Source organism: Burkholderia sp. HAN2018 (genome assembly GCF_024704855.1).
GTDB lineage: Bacteria > Pseudomonadota > Gammaproteobacteria > Burkholderiales > Burkholderiaceae > Burkholderia > Burkholderia cepacia.
The window spans coordinates 1-15,218 of sequence record NZ_QOBB01000057.1 but is presented as its reverse complement, the minus strand read 5'-3'; the positions used below and the strand labels follow the sequence as shown (position 1 = coordinate 15,218).

Here is a 15,218-nt window from a genome sequence, read left to right as displayed (position 1 = left end):
GCTTGCGGTCGCCCAAAACACTGGTTATATTTACAGCACTGTATTTATGAACAGTGAGGTGCGTGATGGAACAACTCGTTCGTATCGTCAACGACGCCGATCGCCAGGTGCTGGCATGGCTCCGCGCCCAGGTCGGCGACGCCCGCGTCGAGCGCGCGGCTCGCCAGCTCGGGCATACACGCAAGCCCTTCCCGTCCGCCGTTTGCCGTTATCTGGGCATGAGCGCACCGGCCACGCTGCGCCAGGCCGAACGGCCACGCGCCGCGCGCGATTTCTCGGTCGGCGATCGTTACCTGTCGCTGATCCGCCAGCACCTCGCCACACACTCGGCCAGCCGATGAAATGGCGGCGGCTGGCTGCGTCGATGGCCCGGAAAGCCAGTGCGCTTGCGGTTTCGCAAGCCCGGCCGGCGGCCACCGCGCCTACCTGGGCGCCATGGCTTCCCGCACGAGGCGGCCGAGCGTTTCGAACGCCGCTTCGTGCGCCGCATCGAACACGCGCGTGCAAGCGAGCCGGATATAGCCGTCGAAGCGGTCGGAATTCGAGAAGATCGCCCCGGGCGCGATCCTGACCCCGTGCGCCAGCGCGGCATCGAACAGCGCCTCGGAGCGCACGCCGTCCGGCAACGCGATCCACAGCAGCATCCCGCCCGGCGGCTGGTTCATCCGGGTTCCGGCCGGGAAATGCCGTGCAATCGCGTCAATCGTCACGTCGCGCTGCACGCGCAGCTGTTCGCGGAACCGGCGCAGATGGCGATCGAACGCGCCCGAACCGACGAATTCGGCCGCAACAGCCTGCAGCAACGCGGCGTTGTGCCGGCTGTGCGCGAATTTCAGCATCTTCACGCGCGCGTGCCAGCGCCCCGCGCTTATCCAGCCGAGCCGCATCCCGGGGGCCAGCACCTTGTTGAACGACGGGCAGTAGATCACCGTGCCGTCGCGGTCCCATGCCTTGACCGGCTTGACCGCCTGCGGCGCCTCGACGAGTTCGCGATAAGGCTCGTCCTCGATCACGGCCACGCCGTGCCGCGAACAGAGCGAGACGAGCGCGGCCTTGCGCCCGTCGGGCATCACGCAGCCGAGCGGGTTCTGCAGGTTCGGCACGACCACCACGGCACGAATGTCCGGATACGCGGTCAGCGCCACTTCGAGCGCCTCGATCGACAGGCCGGTCGTCGGGCTGGCCGGGATTTCGAGGGCGCGCAAGCCGAGGCTTTCGAGCAACTGGATCAGGCCGAAGAACGCGGGCGATTCGATCGCGATCGTGTCGCCGGGGCGTGCGACCGCACGCAACGCGAGATTCACGGCATCGACGCCGCCGCTCGTCGACATCACGTCGTCCGGCGTCACCGTCACGCCATACGACAGCGCGCGCTTGGCCATCGTCTGCCGGAACTCGGGCGAACCGCCGACGGGCCCCGCATCGGTCAGCAAGGTAGGCTTGCGCCGCAACAACCGGATCGCGAGCGCCTGCAGGGGCTCGGCCGGATACAGCGTGGCCAGCGCGGACGCGCCGCCGAGATTCAGCGCATCGGGCGTCGCGTTGGCGCGGTCGATCACACGCGACACGCGCTCGTGCAGGCCCGCGAACGGCGGCTCGACGCTCAGCGGCGGCCCGTCGCTTTCCGGCAGCGTTTCGAGCGCGACAGCCGCGCGGCGCCGCACGAAGTAGCCGGAGCGCGGCTTCGCCTCGCACCAGCCCGTATCCTCGAGCCGCCGGAACGCCTGAATCGCGGTCGACAGACTCACGCCGTGCTGTGCCATGAATGCCCGCACCGACGGCATCCGGTCGCCGGGCGACAGCGTGCCGGCCGCGATGATGCGGCGGTAATGCTCGGCGAGCCGCTCGTAAAGCGGCTCGCCGTCCATCGGCAACGGTGGGCGGGATGAATCGGTGAAAGGCGTCATGCAGGCGATCGTGCCCGCGCGGCCGATGGCACGCCAGATACAGATTCCGGGGAAACCCACCGATACAGCGGCGCAAAATCGTCGTCTGCACCGCAACAGATTCCCGTCCCCTGAATCTGTCGTGCCGGTGCCCGTTTCCCTAACCTGACTGCACGCTGTCGCCTCGCCGTCGCGAGGCCGCGCAACCGCAAAGGGAATCGCCATGCGAACGCATCACATCCGGCTCGACGCCGGCCAAAGCCACTTTGCGTGGTTCGACAAGGGCAGCCAGTTGATCGTGCTGGACGGCGCGCTTGCGGTCACGCTGCGCCACGGCGGGCTCGACTGGCTGCCCGACGCGCCGCGGCACATCCGCCGCTTGCTCGACGAAGGGGAATGCCTGACGCTCGAGACGGCCGGCCACGTGGCGCTGTCGGCCAGCGGCGCGGGCGCGGTCAGCACGGCCGTCGTGGAACCGGCAAGCCGGAGCGGCTGGCTCGTGGCATGGCGCGCGATCCTGCGCCGGCTGTCCGGGAGGATGCGCGGCGGCCGTCGTGTACACGAGCATTCGTGACATGGAAACTTGCCGTGGTGTCATGGAGGAGCGTCACGCCGCATCAGCCGATGGATATCCGGCACGACCCGGTAGGGCCGTGCTCATGCGGATCGACCGACCTTGACCACCGGCGCAACCGCCGCAGCGCGCCTCCGGCATGCGGCGGTCACGCCATCACCGCACGTTTCTGCGCCGTTCGAACCACTCGAATACCGCCATCCCGGCCAGCATCGCGACGACGAACCCGATCCCCTTCGCCGACCCGAAGCCGATCGACACGATCGCGGGCCCCGGGCAGAACCCGGCGATCCCCCAGCCGATGCCGAACACGGCACTTCCGGCAACCAGGCGCACGGTGATCGCCCGCAGGGCCGGCAACTGCATCGGCAGGCCGAGCCATGACCGCGTCCGGCGCTTCGCCCATGCGAACGCGAACACGGCCACCCCGGTCGCGCCGGCCATCACGAACGCGAGCGATGGATCCCAGCGGCCCGCCAAGTCGAGAAAGCCGAGCACCTTCTGCGGATTGGCCATGCCCGACACGATGAGGCCGACGCCGAACAGCAGCCCCGCCAGAAACGCGAATCCTGCCTGCATGTCAGCCTCCCAGCACGTGCCGTCGCACGAATACGGTCGCAAAGCCCGCGACCATGAAGACCGCAGTCGCGACCACCGAACGCAGCGCGCCGCGCGACATCCCGCACACGCCGTGGCCGCTCGTGCAGCCTCCCGCGTACCGCGTGCCGATCCCGACCAGCAGCCCGGCCGCCACCAGTTCGAACCAGCCCGCATCGACCTGCGGCGTCAGGCTGTTCCCTGCGACGCGCATCGCAAGCGGCGCCGCGACCAGCCCGGCGACGAACGCGGCGCGCCAGCCGCGTTCGCCGGCGCGTGCCGTGAGCAAGCCGCCGACGATACCGCTGATGCCAGCGATCCGGCCGTTGAACGCAACGAGCCACGCGGCGGCGAGCCCGATCAGCACGCCGCCCGCCAGCGACAGCCACGGCGTGAAATGAAGCGCATCAAGCTGCATCGCGCCGCCCCTTCGCGGCCGGGCCGCAGAACTGTTCGTACAGCACGCCCATCACCGCGATCGCGGCGGGGCTGTCGAGCGAGTAGTGGATGTTCTTGCCGTCGCGGCGCGTGCGGACCAGCGCGTTGTCGCGCAACACGCCGAGCTGCTGGGACAGCGTCGGCTGACGGATGTCCAGCGCTGCCTCGAGATCGCTCACGCAGCGCTCACCCTGGGACAGCTCGCAGAGCAGCATCAACCGGTCGGGATTCGACAGCACCTTGAGCAGCGCGCAGGCCGATTCGGCGGCCGCGCGCATCTGGTCGGGTTCCGGAAACCCGGCGGAAAGATCGTCGTTCATCGGCACTGGGAGACAATTAAAAAATCAATATTATATTGATTTATATAATGTTGCGTCTCCCCGTCTGCCGACGGACGGCCTGGCGCCCTCCTTCGCTCAGGCCCGTTCGCCCGCCATCGTCTTCGCGGCGGGCACGCGCGCCGCACCGGCACGAACCGCGCCGAGCGCGAGCACCGCGATCGCGGCGATCACGCACGGTGCCGCGACGACCGCAAACGCGGTCGACAACGGCACGCCCATCGCCAGCATCGCACCGCCCGCCATCGATCCGACGACCGAACCGCCACGGCCGATCCCGTTCGCCCAGCTCACACCGGTGGTGCGGCACTCGGTCGGATAGAACGCGGCCGACAGCGCATTGGCGCCGACCTGTGAACCCGACACGCAGAAACCGGCCGCGAACACGGCAAGCGCGGCGCCCCACGGCGACGCGGCAACCACGCCGATCGCGGCGACGAACACGCCGGCCGCCGCGTAGCTGCAGGCCAGGACGCGATGCGGGTCGAAACGGTCCATCAGCCAGCCGAGGACGATCGCGCCGAGCGTGCCGCCGACCTGGAACATCGCGGTCACGTGCGCGGCCGTCCGCAGCGTCGCGCCGGTCGTGCGCAGCAGCGTCGGCAGCCAGCTGGACAGCAGGTAGATGACGAGCAGGCTCATGAAGAACGTGAGCCACAGCAGCAGCGTGCCGCGCAACAGATCGGGGCCGAACAGGCGGCCAAGCGGCGATCCGGCCGGCTTGCCGGCGGGCGCGGTGAACGACGCGTTCGAAAGCCGGGGATCCGGCGCGATGCGGCCCAGCATCGCCGCGATCCGCGCGGAAGGCGCGTGCCGATCGACGAGATAGCGCACCGATTCCGGCAGCCGCCATGCGAGCACCGGCAGGAGCAGCAGCGGCGCCGCGCCGCCGACGACGAGCACCGCGCGCCAGCCGTGGTGCTCGATCAGCGCGGCGGCCGCGAGCCCGCCGAGCGCGGAGCCGATCGTAAAGCCGCAGAACATCGTCGTCACCAGCAGCGAACGGCGCCGGGCCGGGCAGTACTCGGACGTCAGCGTGATCGCATTGGGCATCGCGCCGCCGAGCCCGAGCCCGGTCACGAAACGCCACGCGATCAGCTCGGTCAGGCCGCCCGCGCTCGCCGACGCGGCACTCGCGATGCCGAAGCACGCGACGCATGCGAGCAGCAGGCGCTTGCGGCCGAACCGGTCGCCGAACGGCCCGAACACGAGCGCGCCGGCCATCAGCCCCGCGAGCCCCGCGCCGAACACCGGGGCGAGCTGCGCGGGCGACAGGCCCCATTCCGCGCGAATGACTGGGGCGATGAAACCGATCGAAGCGGTATCGAAACCGTCGATCGCGACGATCAGGAAGCACAGGACGACGATCGCGGCCTGAAACGGCGCAACGCGGTGCCGGTCGATCCATTCGCTGACGTCGATGGACAGCGTATCGGTCATGGTGATGTCTCCTCCAGGAAGGCGGTCGCGCGTCGTGTCGTTGAATTGCGCGCCGCCGGAATCGGGCTCGCCGAGCTGCGTCACGCAGCCGGCGTCAGGCAGTCCTCCGCGCGCCAGCCGTGCAGCCAGTCGAGCGCGTCGTAGAACTGCGCCTGCGTACGGCCGACCCAGAGCCCGTTGCGCACCAGCCGCTCGACGCCCTTCGCGTGATAGATCCGCCCCATCTCGCGCGCCGAATACAGCACGCGCGCGGTGCGCGGAATCCGCACGCGTTCGTACAGCGCGAACGCGGCCTCGAAATCGCCGTCGGCCCGCGCGACGGCCGCGCCGAGCGTCACCGCGTCCTCGAGCGCCTGGCACGCGCCCTGCGCAATGTATTGCGTCATCGGATGCGCGGCGTCGCCGAGCACCGTCGCGCGGCCCTCGCTCCAGCGCTCGACCGGATCGCGGTCCGCGGTCGCCCAGCGCTTCCACGACGTCGGCCGGTCGAGCATCTGCTTCGGCAGCGGATGAATGCCGTCGAAGTACGACAGCACTTCTTCCTTGCTGCCCTCGCGCACGCCCCAGGTTTCCTGCTCGCGGCTGTGGAACGTGACGACGAGGTTGTACTGCCGCCCGCCGCGCAGCGGATAGTGAACGAGATGGCAATGCGGGCCGGCCCACACGACCGGCGCATTGATCTGCAGATCCTTCGGCATGTTGTCGACATCGACCACCGCGCGATACACGACGTGGCCCGTCACGCGATGCGCATCGCCGATCAGCGCCTGGCGGATCGCGGATTTCACGCCGTCGCAGCCGATCACCGCATCGGCGCGATAACGTTCGCCGTGCTGGTCGGTCACGGTCACGCCGTTGCCGTCCTGCTCGAACCCGCACACCTGCGTGCTCGTCCGGAACTCGATCAGCGGATGGTCCTTGACCGCCTCGTAGATCGACAGGTGAATGTCCGCTCGATGAATCACCGCATACGGATTGCCGAAGCGCTCGCGGTACGCGGCGCCCGTATCGATGCGCGCAACCTCGCGCGCATCGACCGCATCCATCAGTTGCAGCCAGTCGGTGAACACGGCCCGGCTGCGCGCGGCCTCGCCGACACCCAGCGCATCGAGCGCGTTGAACGCGTTCGCCGCGAGCTGAATCCCCGCGCCGATCTCGCCGATCTGCTCCGCCTGTTCGAGCAGCTTCACGCGGATGCCCTGGCGCGCGAGCGCGAGCGCTGCCGCGAGCCCGCCGATGCCGCCGCCGATCACCAGCACGCGCCGGCCGTTGTCTTGTGTCTCGCCCATCTTTGTCTCCTGCTTCGTGTTACGCGACGTAATCCGGTTGCCGCTGCGGCTGCGCCGCGTCGAACGCCGGCTCGTGCCGCGCGTATTCGTACACCGCGAGGCTGCGGGGATACGCGCTCAGGTCGCAATCCATCCGCAGCGCGTTCGCGACCTGCGGCACGAGGCACACGTCGGCCAGCGTCGGCGCGTCGCCGAAGCACCACGGGCCGTCGTCCGCGCGCGCGAGCAGCCGCTCGACGCCGGCCATCCCTTCCGCGACCCAGTGCCGGTACCACGCGGCCTTCTGCTGGGCCGTGACCTTCAGCTCGCTGTCGAGATAGCGCAGCACGCGCAGGTTGTTGACCGGATGGATGTCGCAGGCGATCAGCGCCGCGAGTTCCAGCACGCGCGCACGATGCCGCAGTTCGAGCGGAATCAGTCGCGGCGTCGGCTGGATCTGGTCGAGGTAATCGAGGATCGCGAGCGACTGGCCGAGGCCGAAATCGCCGTCGATCAGCGCCGGCACCGCTGCGGACGGGTTCACGTTCGCGACGTAAGCCGCGTCGCGATGCTCGCCGGTGCGGATGTTCACGGGCAGCGTGTCGTACGGCAGCCCTTTCAGCGCGAGCGCGATGCGCACCCGGTAGGAAGTCGAACTGTTGAAGAAGCTATGCAGTTGCACGATGTCGCCTTTCGGGGAAGATGCGTCAGACCACGCGCACGGTCAGTTCGCCGAGCCGCTCGACGCCGACCTTCATCACGTCGCCCGCCACCACCGCGCCGACACCCTCCGGCGTGCCCGTGAAAATCACGTCGCCCGGTTCGAGGCGGAAGAACCTCGACAGGTCGGCCACCGTTTCCGCGACCGACCAGATCAGGTGCGACACGTCGCTCTTCTGCTTCGTCGTGCCGTTGACGGTCAGCCACAGGCCGCCGTGCTCGAAATGACCGACGTCGCTCGCCGGATGCACGGGGCCGATCGGCGCCGAGCGGTCGAACGCCTTGCCGATCTCCCACGGCCGGCCCATTTCGCGCATCTTCATCTGCAGGTCGCGGCGCGTCATGTCGAGGCCGACCGCATAGCCCCACACGTGTTCGAGCGCGCGTTCGAGCGGAATGTCCGCCCCGCCCTTGCCGATCACCGCGACGAGTTCGGCTTCGTAGTGATAGTTCTGCGTCTGCGACGGATACGCGAGATCGAGCGTTTCGCCGTACGCGACCGGCACGACCGAATCGGCCGGCTTGCAGAAGAAGAACGGCGGCTCGCGATCGGGATCGAAGCCCATTTCACGCGCGTGGGCCGCGTAATTGCGGCCGACGCAATAAACGCGGCGTACCGCGAACCGGGCATCGCTGCCGACGACGGGGAGCGCCACGGGCGCTTCGGGCGGAAAAACGAAAGTCATCAATGGCTCCAGCCAGAATGTGAATGAAGGGGGCGCACCGCGGCGGCGGCGCGCGGAAAACGGAATCCTTGAACGCTGCCGGCGTCAGTCGCGCGCTTCGCGCAGCAGGTTCAGCGCGGACAGCACGGGCCGGTCGGAATAGCTGAACAGCACGCTGTCGGACGACGCCGACAGCCGCACCGGCGCCCACGACGGCACGACGAAGATGTCGTGCGGCTCGAATCCGAATGCGTTGCCGCCGATGAACGCGGTGCCGCTGCCCTCGACGACGCAGTAGACCGTCGCGTCGGTGCTGCGGTACGTGCGGCCGTCGAAACCGGCGGGCAGGAACTGCATGAAGGTGGCGATGGTCGGCATCGGCCAGCCGCCCGTCGCGGGGTTCACATAGCGCAGCTTCACGCCGTCCCACGCATCGAGCTCGCCGTTCCGGTACAGCACGTCGAGCGCCTCGCGGGTGCGTGCGTATGGATAGCTGAACACCGGCGACGTCGGATCGCTCGCGCGATGCCGCACCGGCACCATGTTGTGACCGAAGCGGGCGAGGCTATCGCCTTCCGGGCGATTCACGGGCTGCACGGCTTCCGGGTAGTTCTCCGCGAAGCCCGCATCGAGGTGCGCGACGAGCGGAATGTCGAGCCCGTCGAGCCACACGACCGGCTCGCCGCCCGCTTCCGCCGACGGGTTGCCGTGGTCGTGCCATGCCCACGACGGCGTGATGATGAAGTCGCCCGGATGCATCGTCGTGCGCTCGCCGTTCACGGCCGTCCACGCGCCGCGCCCTTCGACGATGAAGCGCAGCGCCGACTGCGTATGCCGGTGGCTCGGCGCGATCTCGCCGGGCAGGATCAGCTGCAGCCCCGCGTACAGGCTCGGCGTCATGCTCGACTTGCCGGGCAGCCCGGGGTTCTCCAGCACCAGCACGCGGCGCACGGCTTCTTCCGCGCTGATCACGCTGCCGGCCTGCATCACGAGGTCGCGCACCTGCGCGTACTTCCAGATCGCGGCCTGCGCGGCCGGCTGCGGGGATTTCGGCACGAGGTTGTGCAGCGATTCCCACAGCGGCGCCAGGCGTTGCTCGGCGATCCGTGCGTAGTAGGCGGCGCGCGACGCGTCCGGATGGGTCGTCATGATGTCTCCTGGGAGTCGGCCGATCGGCGTCGGCGCTATGTCGGGTCGGGGACCGTGCTGCAGTCCGTCAGCAGATTTATATTCGACCCAGACATACCCGGTAAAATGGTCAAATCATCTAATCCATATCATTCTGGATATACCTTCTCGCGACGAGGCATGCGATGGACTGGACCCACCGGCTGCGACTGCGGCATCTGCAGGTACTGTTGAGCCTTGCCGGCACCGGCAACCTGAGCCAGTCGGCGGTGGCGCTCGCGACCACGCAGCCCGCGCTGTCGAAATGGCTGAAGGAACTGGAAGAGGACGTCGGGCTGCCGCTGTTCGAACGGCATGCGCGCGGGCTGCGGCCGACCGCCTACGGCGAAGCGCTGATCGAGCATGCGCGCCGCGTCGAAGCGCAGCTCGACGTCGCGCGCGACGACATGGCCGCGCTGCGGGAAGGCGGCAGCGGCCTCGTGACGATCGGCACGTCAGGCGTCGCGGCGGCCGACACGGTGCCGCTCGCGGTGTCGCAACTGCTCAAACGGATGCCGCGCGCGCAGGTGCGGCTCACCGAAAGCACGATGAACCAGCTGATGCCGCAGCTCGCGCGCAGCGAACTGGACATCGTCGTGGGCCGCTCGGGGTCGACATCCGTCGATCCGCTGCTGCATGCCGAAGCGCTGTATGTCGATCCGGTCGTGTTCGTCGCGCGGCCCGGCCACGCGCTCGCCGGTGCGGCGTCGGTCGGCTGGGACGACGTGCTCGCCTGTTCGTGGATCGTGTGGCCGTCGGGCACGCCCGTGCACAACGCGCTCGAGACCGCGCTGACGGCCGCCGGCCGCGTTCGGCCGCCCCACTGTGTCGAATCGAATTCGTCGATCCTCAACCTCACGCTGCTGAACAACACCGACCTGCTCGGTGTCGCGTCGTATCGTGCCGCGCAGCGCTTCGAGCAATTGAACGCGATCCGGATCCTGCCGATGCAGCTCGAAGGCCAGGGCGCGGTGTCGATGTACTGGCACCCCGACAGTGCGAATCGCGCGGCGGTGGCCGCGACGATCGAGTGCCTGCGCGCCTGTGCCGCGCCGCAGGTCGGGGGATGGGAGAAAGTGACGGCGGAATGAATGACGCGGCCCGGTGTCAACCGGGCCGCGATGTTGCGATGTTGCGATGTTGCGATGTTGCGATGTTGCGATGTTGCGATGTTGCGATGTTGCGATGTTGCGATGTTGCGATTCCGCGATTCCGCGATTCCGCGATGCCGCGATGCCGCGATGCCGCGATGCCGCGATGCGTCACGCGCCGTCGCAGGAGCCCGTACCGTCCAGCATCAGCGTGCCGACCCGCGCGGGCACGAGCGGCGTGCGCGGTACCGGCGGCGTCCAGTCGAACAATGCCTGTGCAGCCGCACCGCACACGCGGCCCTGGCATGCGCCCATCCCGCAACGCGACTGCAGTTTCGCGGCCGTCCAGCCCGGCGCTTGCACGACTGCCTCGAAACGCACGTCTTCGCAGCGACACAGCAGCGTATCGGGCCGCGCCAGCCGGCGGACCGGCTCGCGGATCGCAAACCGTTCGCGCACGGCGTCCGCAAACGCCTGCCAGTGCGCGCGCCGCGCGACGAGCGCAGCCAGCGGCGCCGTCTGCCCGGTTGCCGCATGGCCGGCGATCTCGCCTTCGACCATCGCCAGTTCGCTGCCGCCGACGCCCGTGCACTCGCCGGCCGCAAACACCCCGTCGCGGCTCGTACGCTGGTGCGCATCGACCGCTACCGCGCCGTTGTCGATCCGGCAGCCGAGATGGCTCGGCAGCACCGTATTCGGCACGAGGCCGAAACCGCACGCGAGCCGGTCGCAGTCGACGTCGAACTCGCGGTCGCCGTGCCGGATCCGCACGCGTTCGAGCCGCTTGTCGCCGAACGCCTCGACGACGTGCGCATCGGCCCGGTACGCAGCCGTGACGAGCTTCGCGGCCTGCGCGAGCTTCGACGGCCAGCGCCACAGCCCGGCGCCGAAGCCGGCCACATCACCCCAGGCTGCCTGTTCGAGCACGTGCGACACGCGCGCACCGGCCTGACGGGCCGTCGCCGCGCTCGCCAGCAGCAGCGGCCCGCTGCCCGCGATCACCGTGCGCTGTCCGCGCACGTCGAGGCCGTACTTGACCAGCGCCTGCAGGCCGCCCGCACCGGTGACGCCCGGCAGCGTCCAGCCCGGAAACGGCAGCAGCAGTTCGCGTGCGCCGCAGCAGAGAATCAGTGTCCGGAAATCCAGCAGCAGCCCGCGTTCGTCGTCTTCGAGCAGCAGCGTGCCCGGCTGCGTTTCGGCGACGATGCGCGTCGCCGCGAGATGTGTGACGTTCGGCTGCCGCAATATGGCGAGCCGCTCGGTGGCGACCGGCGCGGGCGTGGCCGCTGCGCCCTGTCGCCAGATCTGCCCGCCCGCGCGCGGATTGTCGTCGACGATCGCCACCGTCGCACCGCTTCGCGCGGCGGCCCGCGCGGCCGACAGCCCGGCCGGGCCCGCGCCGACGATCGCGATGTCGACGCTCAGTCGTTCCTGTTTCATCGCGTACGCTCCACCTGCATCCCGTCGCGGCACAACGTCTGGCAAGCCAGCCGGCGCCGCCCGTCAATCGTCATCCGGCACTCCTGGCAGATGCCCATCCCGCAAAACGGCGCGCGCGCCGCGCCCGTGCACGACACGCGCGTCGTGTCGTCGCCGCTCGCCGCAATGGCGGCCGCGACGGTCGCGCCGTCGGCCACCGTCAGCGCGCGGCCGTCCAGATGAATGATCATGTCAGCCTCCGCCGGGCCGCCCCAAGGAGGCTGACCGCCCCCACGGGGGGCGCCTTGCATGGGACCGGCGTAAGCGCTGAAGCGCCAACGCCGGTCGACAGCGAACGAAGTGAGCGTGGGGGTCGTTTCATGTCAGCACTCCGGCTACAGGGGACGCGGTCAGGAAGCGTCCCGGCAAATACGGTTCGATATCGATGGGCGGCCGCTCGCCGGCCATCAGCGCGGCGACGAGCCGCGCGCTGCCCGGCGCGGTCGTCACGCCGAGCCCTTCATGCCCGACCGCGAGCCACACGCCCGGCCGGGCCGGGTGCTCGCCGAGCAGCGGCAGACCGTCGGGGCTCGCGGAACGAAACCCCGTCCACACGCGGATGCCGTTCAGGTCGGCCAGGTCCGGCAGATAGCCCACCGCGCGACGCAGCATGCGCGCAAGCACGGGCGGTTCGACTTGCGCGTCCTCGGTGTCGAACTGGCGCGACGAGCCGATCAGCAACTGGCCGGTCGGCCGCGGCTGCACGTTGAACGCGACCGACGTGCCGTCGCTCGCATGCGCGCTCGCCGCATAACCCAGCTCGACGAGCTGGTGCGACACCTGGCCCGGATAGCGGTCGGTAATCAGCAGATGGCCCTTTTTCGGGCGCAGCGGCAGTTCGGGCAGCAGCGTGCGCGCCGCAACGCCGTTCGCCACGACCACCCGCTCCGCGCGCAGCGTGTCGCCGCTCGCGAGCGTCACGCTCGGGCCGTCGACCGCGACGGCCCGGTCGCGCCGCAACGTGACGCGCGGCGCGCGCTGCAACAGCCAGTTCGCGGTGACGGGCGCATAGAGGATCGCGTCGCCGGGAATCTTCAGCGCGCCGCCGAGGCCCGCGCGCAACATCGGCTCCAGTTGCGCGAGCGCCGCCGCGTCGATCAGTTCGCCGGCCACGCCGTGCGCGGCGAGCGCCGCCTGCTTCGCGCGCGCGAGATCCATCTCGTGCGCATCGGCCGCGAGCCACAGCGTGCCGCAGTTGCGGTACGCGCAGCCTTCGGGCATCTCGCCGCTCAACGCGCGCCACAGTTCGATCGAGTAATGGCTCAGCGCGAGTTCGGCCGCGTTGTCGTCCATCGCGACGAGGTGCCCCATGCCCGCGCCGGTCGCCCCGCCGCTCGCGTCGTCGACGACGAGCACGCGCAGCCCGCGCTGCGCGAGTTCGTGCGCGCACGCGGCGCCGACGATGCCGGCGCCGATCACGACGACATCCGTCTTCGCGTCGCTCACGGCGCGATACCCCAGCCGAACGGATCGTCTTCCTCGATCAGGAGCGTCGCTTCCGCGCTCAGGTGCGCACTGCCGCGGATCGTCGGCACGATCCCGCCGTCGGCTTCTTCGTAGCTCGCGTGGAACACGCTGCCGATCACGCTCGCCTGCCGCCACACGGCGCCCGGCGCGAGCTTGCCGTCGGCCGCGAGGCACGCGAGCTTCGCGCTCGTGCCGGTGCCGCACGGCGAACGGTCGTACGCGAGGCCCGGGCACAGCACGAAGCTGCGGCTGTCGTGATCGGGATCGTCGGCGAACAGCTCGATATGGTCGATCTCGCCGCCGTTCGCGCCGGTGATGCCCGCGCGTTCGAGCCCTTCGCGCACGGCCGACGCATACGCGGTGAGCGCCGCGACGTTGTCGCCGGCGACGCGCTGCCCGTGGTCGCTGATCAGGAAGAACCAGTTGCCGCCCCACGCGATGTCGCCCTTCACGGGGCCGTAACCCGGCACGTCGAGCGCGACGCCCTTCGCATGGCGATACGCGGGCACGTTGCGCACGCTGACCGACAGGTCGTCGTGCAGCGTCGCCTCGACGGTACCGACCGGCGTTTCGATCCGGTGCACGCCGGGCGCGATGCGCCCCATATGGTGCAGCGTGCGCACGACGCCGATCGTGCCGTGCCCGCACATCCCGAGATAGCCGCTATTGTTGAAGAAGATCACGCCGGCCGCCGCATCGGGCGACACGGGCTCGCACAGCAGCGCGCCGACCAACACGTCGCTGCCGCGCGGCTCGAGGATGCATGCGGTGCGGTAGCGGTCGTGCTCGCGCGCGAGCACGTCGCGGCGCTCGGCCATCGTGCCGCTGCCGAGCGCGGGGAAGCCGGACACGACGAGCCGAGTGGGTTCGCCGCCCGTGTGCGAATCGATGATCTGGATGCGCTTCATCATGAGCCGTCCGAAGTGGGGAAAGGAGCATAGCTTCCTCCGTCGCGCGTCCGTCCGCTTGTGGCTTTTCGATGAGGACGACGACGAAATCGGCATAGTGCGAAGCGCCCTTCCCGCGCCGTCCGGCCGCTGTGCCGATTTCGTCATTTTGCTCCGCGATACGACTCAAGCGTGATGGGCGTTTGCGCGGCGATACTGGTTGCCACACCGACGCCTGTCGGCCGACCGATACAAACACGTAGGAGATTTCAGTGAGCCGCAAAGCCATTCAATGGACCGGGGTTTTCCCGGCCGTCAGCACCCAGTTCAAGCCTGACTTTTCCCTCGACATCGACGCCACGCACCGCGTGGTGAAGAACCTGGTGAACGACGGCGTGTCGGGCCTCGTGGTCTGCGGCACGGTCGGCGAGAACACGTCGCTGTCGACGAGCGAGAAGCTCCAGGTGATCGAGGCCGCCCGCGACGCGGCAGGCGGCAAGATTCCGGTGATCGCCGGGATCGCCGAATTCACGACCGAATTCGCGCGCAACACGGTGCGCGAAGCGCAGCGCGTCGGCGTCGACGGCGTGATGGTGATGCCCGCGCTGGTCTACTCGGCCAAGCCGCACGAAACCGCCGCGCACTTCCGCGCGGTCGCGACGAGCACCGACCTGCCGGTGATGGTCTACAACAACCCGCCGATCTACAAGAACGACGTGACGCCCGACGTGCTGATCGCGCTGCAGGATTGCGAGAACATCGTCTGCTTCAAGGATTCGTCGGGCGATACGCGCCGCTTCATCGACCTGCGCAACGCGGTCGGCGATCGCTTCGTGCTGTTCGCGGGCCTCGACGACGTCGTGGTCGAGAGCATCGCCGTCGGCGCCGAAGGCTGGGTGTCGGGCATGTCGAATGCGTTCCCGAAGGAAGGCGAGACGCTGTTCCGCCTCGCGAAGCAAAAGCGTTTCGACGAAGCGCTCGCGCTGTACCGCTGGTTCATGCCGCTGCTGCACCTCGACGCGCGCCCCGACCTCGTGCAGTGCATCAAGCTGTGCGAAGAGCTGGTCGGCCGCGGCAGCGCGATCACGCGTCCGCCGCGCCTCGCGCTGCAGGGCGACACGCTCGCGGAAGTGAAGGCCATCGTCGCGAAGGCGCTCGAAACGCGCCCGGCGCTGCCCGACGTCGGTCTCTGACCGACTCC

17 protein-coding genes are annotated in these 15,218 nt (G+C 69.3%); 4 read left to right on the top strand and 13 right to left on the bottom strand.

The features are described from left to right. The first annotated feature begins 65 nt into the window (after positions 1–65). On the top strand, positions 66–341 hold the full coding sequence (locus DPV74_RS16945) for a hypothetical protein (RefSeq protein WP_027791352.1): 276 nt from the start codon (positions 66–68) through the stop codon (positions 339–341). 81 nt (positions 342–422) lie between these two features. Here the strand turns inward: DPV74_RS16945 and DPV74_RS16940 are convergent, their stop codons facing one another. Next, positions 423–1,907, bottom strand: a complete 1,485-nt coding sequence (locus DPV74_RS16940) for a PLP-dependent aminotransferase family protein (protein WP_059696551.1) — start codon at positions 1,905–1,907, stop codon at positions 423–425. 202 nt (positions 1,908–2,109) lie between these two features. Here DPV74_RS16940 and DPV74_RS16935 point away from each other — a divergent pair, with 202 nt between their 5' ends. Continuing rightward, positions 2,110–2,460, top strand: coding sequence for a hypothetical protein (locus DPV74_RS16935; protein WP_060194689.1), 351 nt, complete (start codon positions 2,110–2,112; stop codon positions 2,458–2,460). A gap of 156 nt (positions 2,461–2,616) precedes the next feature. Here the strand turns inward: DPV74_RS16935 and DPV74_RS16930 are convergent, their stop codons facing one another. The 8 genes from DPV74_RS16930 to gtdA all read right to left on the bottom strand — a co-directional run bounded on the left by DPV74_RS16930 (position 2,617) and on the right by gtdA (position 9,075). After that, positions 2,617–3,039, bottom strand: coding sequence for a DUF6691 family protein (locus DPV74_RS16930; protein WP_119337605.1), 423 nt, complete (start codon positions 3,037–3,039; stop codon positions 2,617–2,619). Between the two features lies 1 nt (position 3,040). Continuing rightward, positions 3,041–3,475, bottom strand: a complete 435-nt coding sequence (locus DPV74_RS16925) for a YeeE/YedE family protein (RefSeq protein ID WP_021156656.1) — start codon at positions 3,473–3,475, stop codon at positions 3,041–3,043. Then, positions 3,465–3,815, bottom strand: a complete 351-nt coding sequence (locus DPV74_RS16920) for a helix-turn-helix transcriptional regulator (RefSeq protein ID WP_027791347.1) — start codon at positions 3,813–3,815, stop codon at positions 3,465–3,467. The genes DPV74_RS16925 and DPV74_RS16920 overlap by 11 nt, the downstream gene beginning before the upstream one ends. Before the next feature lie 96 nt (positions 3,816–3,911). Then, a complete protein-coding gene (locus tag DPV74_RS16915; protein ID WP_060085510.1) occupies positions 3,912–5,273 on the bottom strand; it encodes an aromatic acid/H+ symport family MFS transporter in 1,362 nt (453 codons plus the stop codon). 80 nt (positions 5,274–5,353) lie between these two features. Beyond that, the gene (locus DPV74_RS16910) at positions 5,354–6,562 is read right to left on the bottom strand and encodes a 3-hydroxybenzoate 6-monooxygenase (RefSeq protein ID WP_027791345.1); all 1,209 of its coding nucleotides are present in this window, start codon (positions 6,560–6,562) and stop codon (positions 5,354–5,356) included. Positions 6,563–6,581: 19 nt separating this feature from the next. Next, positions 6,582–7,223 (bottom strand): maleylacetoacetate isomerase, encoded by a 642-nt coding sequence (maiA, locus tag DPV74_RS16905; RefSeq protein ID WP_119337604.1) that lies wholly within the window; start codon positions 7,221–7,223, stop codon positions 6,582–6,584. 25 nt (positions 7,224–7,248) lie between these two features. Further along, positions 7,249–7,947: a fumarylacetoacetate hydrolase family protein gene (locus tag DPV74_RS16900; RefSeq protein ID WP_119337603.1), complete on the bottom strand. Its 699-nt coding sequence runs from the start codon at positions 7,945–7,947 to the stop codon at positions 7,249–7,251. 84 nt (positions 7,948–8,031) lie between these two features. Next, positions 8,032–9,075: a gentisate 1,2-dioxygenase gene (gene gtdA / locus DPV74_RS16895; protein WP_119337602.1), complete on the bottom strand. Its 1,044-nt coding sequence runs from the start codon at positions 9,073–9,075 to the stop codon at positions 8,032–8,034. Between the two features lie 164 nt (positions 9,076–9,239). Between gtdA and DPV74_RS16890 the strand changes: the two genes are divergently transcribed. After that, positions 9,240–10,184, top strand: coding sequence for a LysR family transcriptional regulator (locus tag DPV74_RS16890; RefSeq protein ID WP_027791341.1), 945 nt, complete (start codon positions 9,240–9,242; stop codon positions 10,182–10,184). Positions 10,185–10,355: 171 nt separating this feature from the next. Here the strand turns inward: DPV74_RS16890 and DPV74_RS16885 are convergent, their stop codons facing one another. The 4 genes from DPV74_RS16885 to DPV74_RS16870 form a co-directional block, all read right to left on the bottom strand. Beyond that, positions 10,356–11,624, bottom strand: coding sequence for an FAD/NAD(P)-binding oxidoreductase (locus tag DPV74_RS16885; protein WP_119337601.1), 1,269 nt, complete (start codon positions 11,622–11,624; stop codon positions 10,356–10,358). Beyond that, entirely contained in the window at positions 11,621–11,854 is a 234-nt protein-coding gene (locus DPV74_RS16880) for a 2Fe-2S iron-sulfur cluster-binding protein (RefSeq protein ID WP_027791339.1), read from the bottom strand. The genes DPV74_RS16885 and DPV74_RS16880 overlap by 4 nt, the downstream gene beginning before the upstream one ends. A 127-nt stretch (positions 11,855–11,981) precedes the next feature. After that, positions 11,982–13,109: an FAD-binding oxidoreductase gene (locus DPV74_RS16875; RefSeq protein WP_119337600.1), complete on the bottom strand. Its 1,128-nt coding sequence runs from the start codon at positions 13,107–13,109 to the stop codon at positions 11,982–11,984. Further along, positions 13,106–14,038, bottom strand: a complete 933-nt coding sequence (locus tag DPV74_RS16870; RefSeq protein ID WP_059696429.1) for a 4-hydroxyproline epimerase — start codon at positions 14,036–14,038, stop codon at positions 13,106–13,108. The genes DPV74_RS16875 and DPV74_RS16870 overlap by 4 nt, the downstream gene beginning before the upstream one ends. Positions 14,039–14,289: 251 nt before the next feature. On the opposite strand from DPV74_RS16870, the gene DPV74_RS16865 reads away from it, so the two are divergent. Then, complete coding sequence (locus DPV74_RS16865) at positions 14,290–15,210, top strand: dihydrodipicolinate synthase family protein (RefSeq protein ID WP_011547925.1); 921 nt, start codon at positions 14,290–14,292, stop codon at positions 15,208–15,210. The last annotated feature ends 8 nt before the right edge of the window (positions 15,211–15,218 follow it).

What these genes read in the sequence shown, in the direction of transcription:
- DPV74_RS16945 (WP_027791352.1), top strand. Translation starts at nt 66, where the DNA reads ATGGAACAACTCGTTCGTATCGTCAACGACGCCGATCGCCAGGTGCTG.
- DPV74_RS16940 (WP_059696551.1), bottom strand. Translation starts at nt 1,907, where the DNA reads ATGACGCCTTTCACCGATTCATCCCGCCCACCGTTGCCGATGGACGGC.
- DPV74_RS16935 (WP_060194689.1), top strand. Translation starts at nt 2,110, where the DNA reads ATGCGAACGCATCACATCCGGCTCGACGCCGGCCAAAGCCACTTTGCG.
- DPV74_RS16930 (WP_119337605.1), bottom strand. Translation starts at nt 3,039, where the DNA reads ATGCAGGCAGGATTCGCGTTTCTGGCGGGGCTGCTGTTCGGCGTCGGC.
- DPV74_RS16925 (WP_021156656.1), bottom strand. Translation starts at nt 3,475, where the DNA reads ATGCAGCTTGATGCGCTTCATTTCACGCCGTGGCTGTCGCTGGCGGGC.
- DPV74_RS16920 (WP_027791347.1), bottom strand. Translation starts at nt 3,815, where the DNA reads ATGAACGACGATCTTTCCGCCGGGTTTCCGGAACCCGACCAGATGCGC.
- DPV74_RS16915 (WP_060085510.1), bottom strand. Translation starts at nt 5,273, where the DNA reads ATGACCGATACGCTGTCCATCGACGTCAGCGAATGGATCGACCGGCAC.
- DPV74_RS16910 (WP_027791345.1), bottom strand. Translation starts at nt 6,562, where the DNA reads ATGGGCGAGACACAAGACAACGGCCGGCGCGTGCTGGTGATCGGCGGC.
- DPV74_RS16900 (WP_119337603.1), bottom strand. Translation starts at nt 7,947, where the DNA reads ATGACTTTCGTTTTTCCGCCCGAAGCGCCCGTGGCGCTCCCCGTCGTC.
- gtdA (WP_119337602.1), bottom strand. Translation starts at nt 9,075, where the DNA reads ATGACGACCCATCCGGACGCGTCGCGCGCCGCCTACTACGCACGGATC.
- DPV74_RS16890 (WP_027791341.1), top strand. Translation starts at nt 9,240, where the DNA reads ATGGACTGGACCCACCGGCTGCGACTGCGGCATCTGCAGGTACTGTTG.
- DPV74_RS16885 (WP_119337601.1), bottom strand. Translation starts at nt 11,624, where the DNA reads ATGAAACAGGAACGACTGAGCGTCGACATCGCGATCGTCGGCGCGGGC.
- DPV74_RS16880 (WP_027791339.1), bottom strand. Translation starts at nt 11,854, where the DNA reads ATGATCATTCATCTGGACGGCCGCGCGCTGACGGTGGCCGACGGCGCG.
- DPV74_RS16870 (WP_059696429.1), bottom strand. Translation starts at nt 14,038, where the DNA reads ATGAAGCGCATCCAGATCATCGATTCGCACACGGGCGGCGAACCCACT.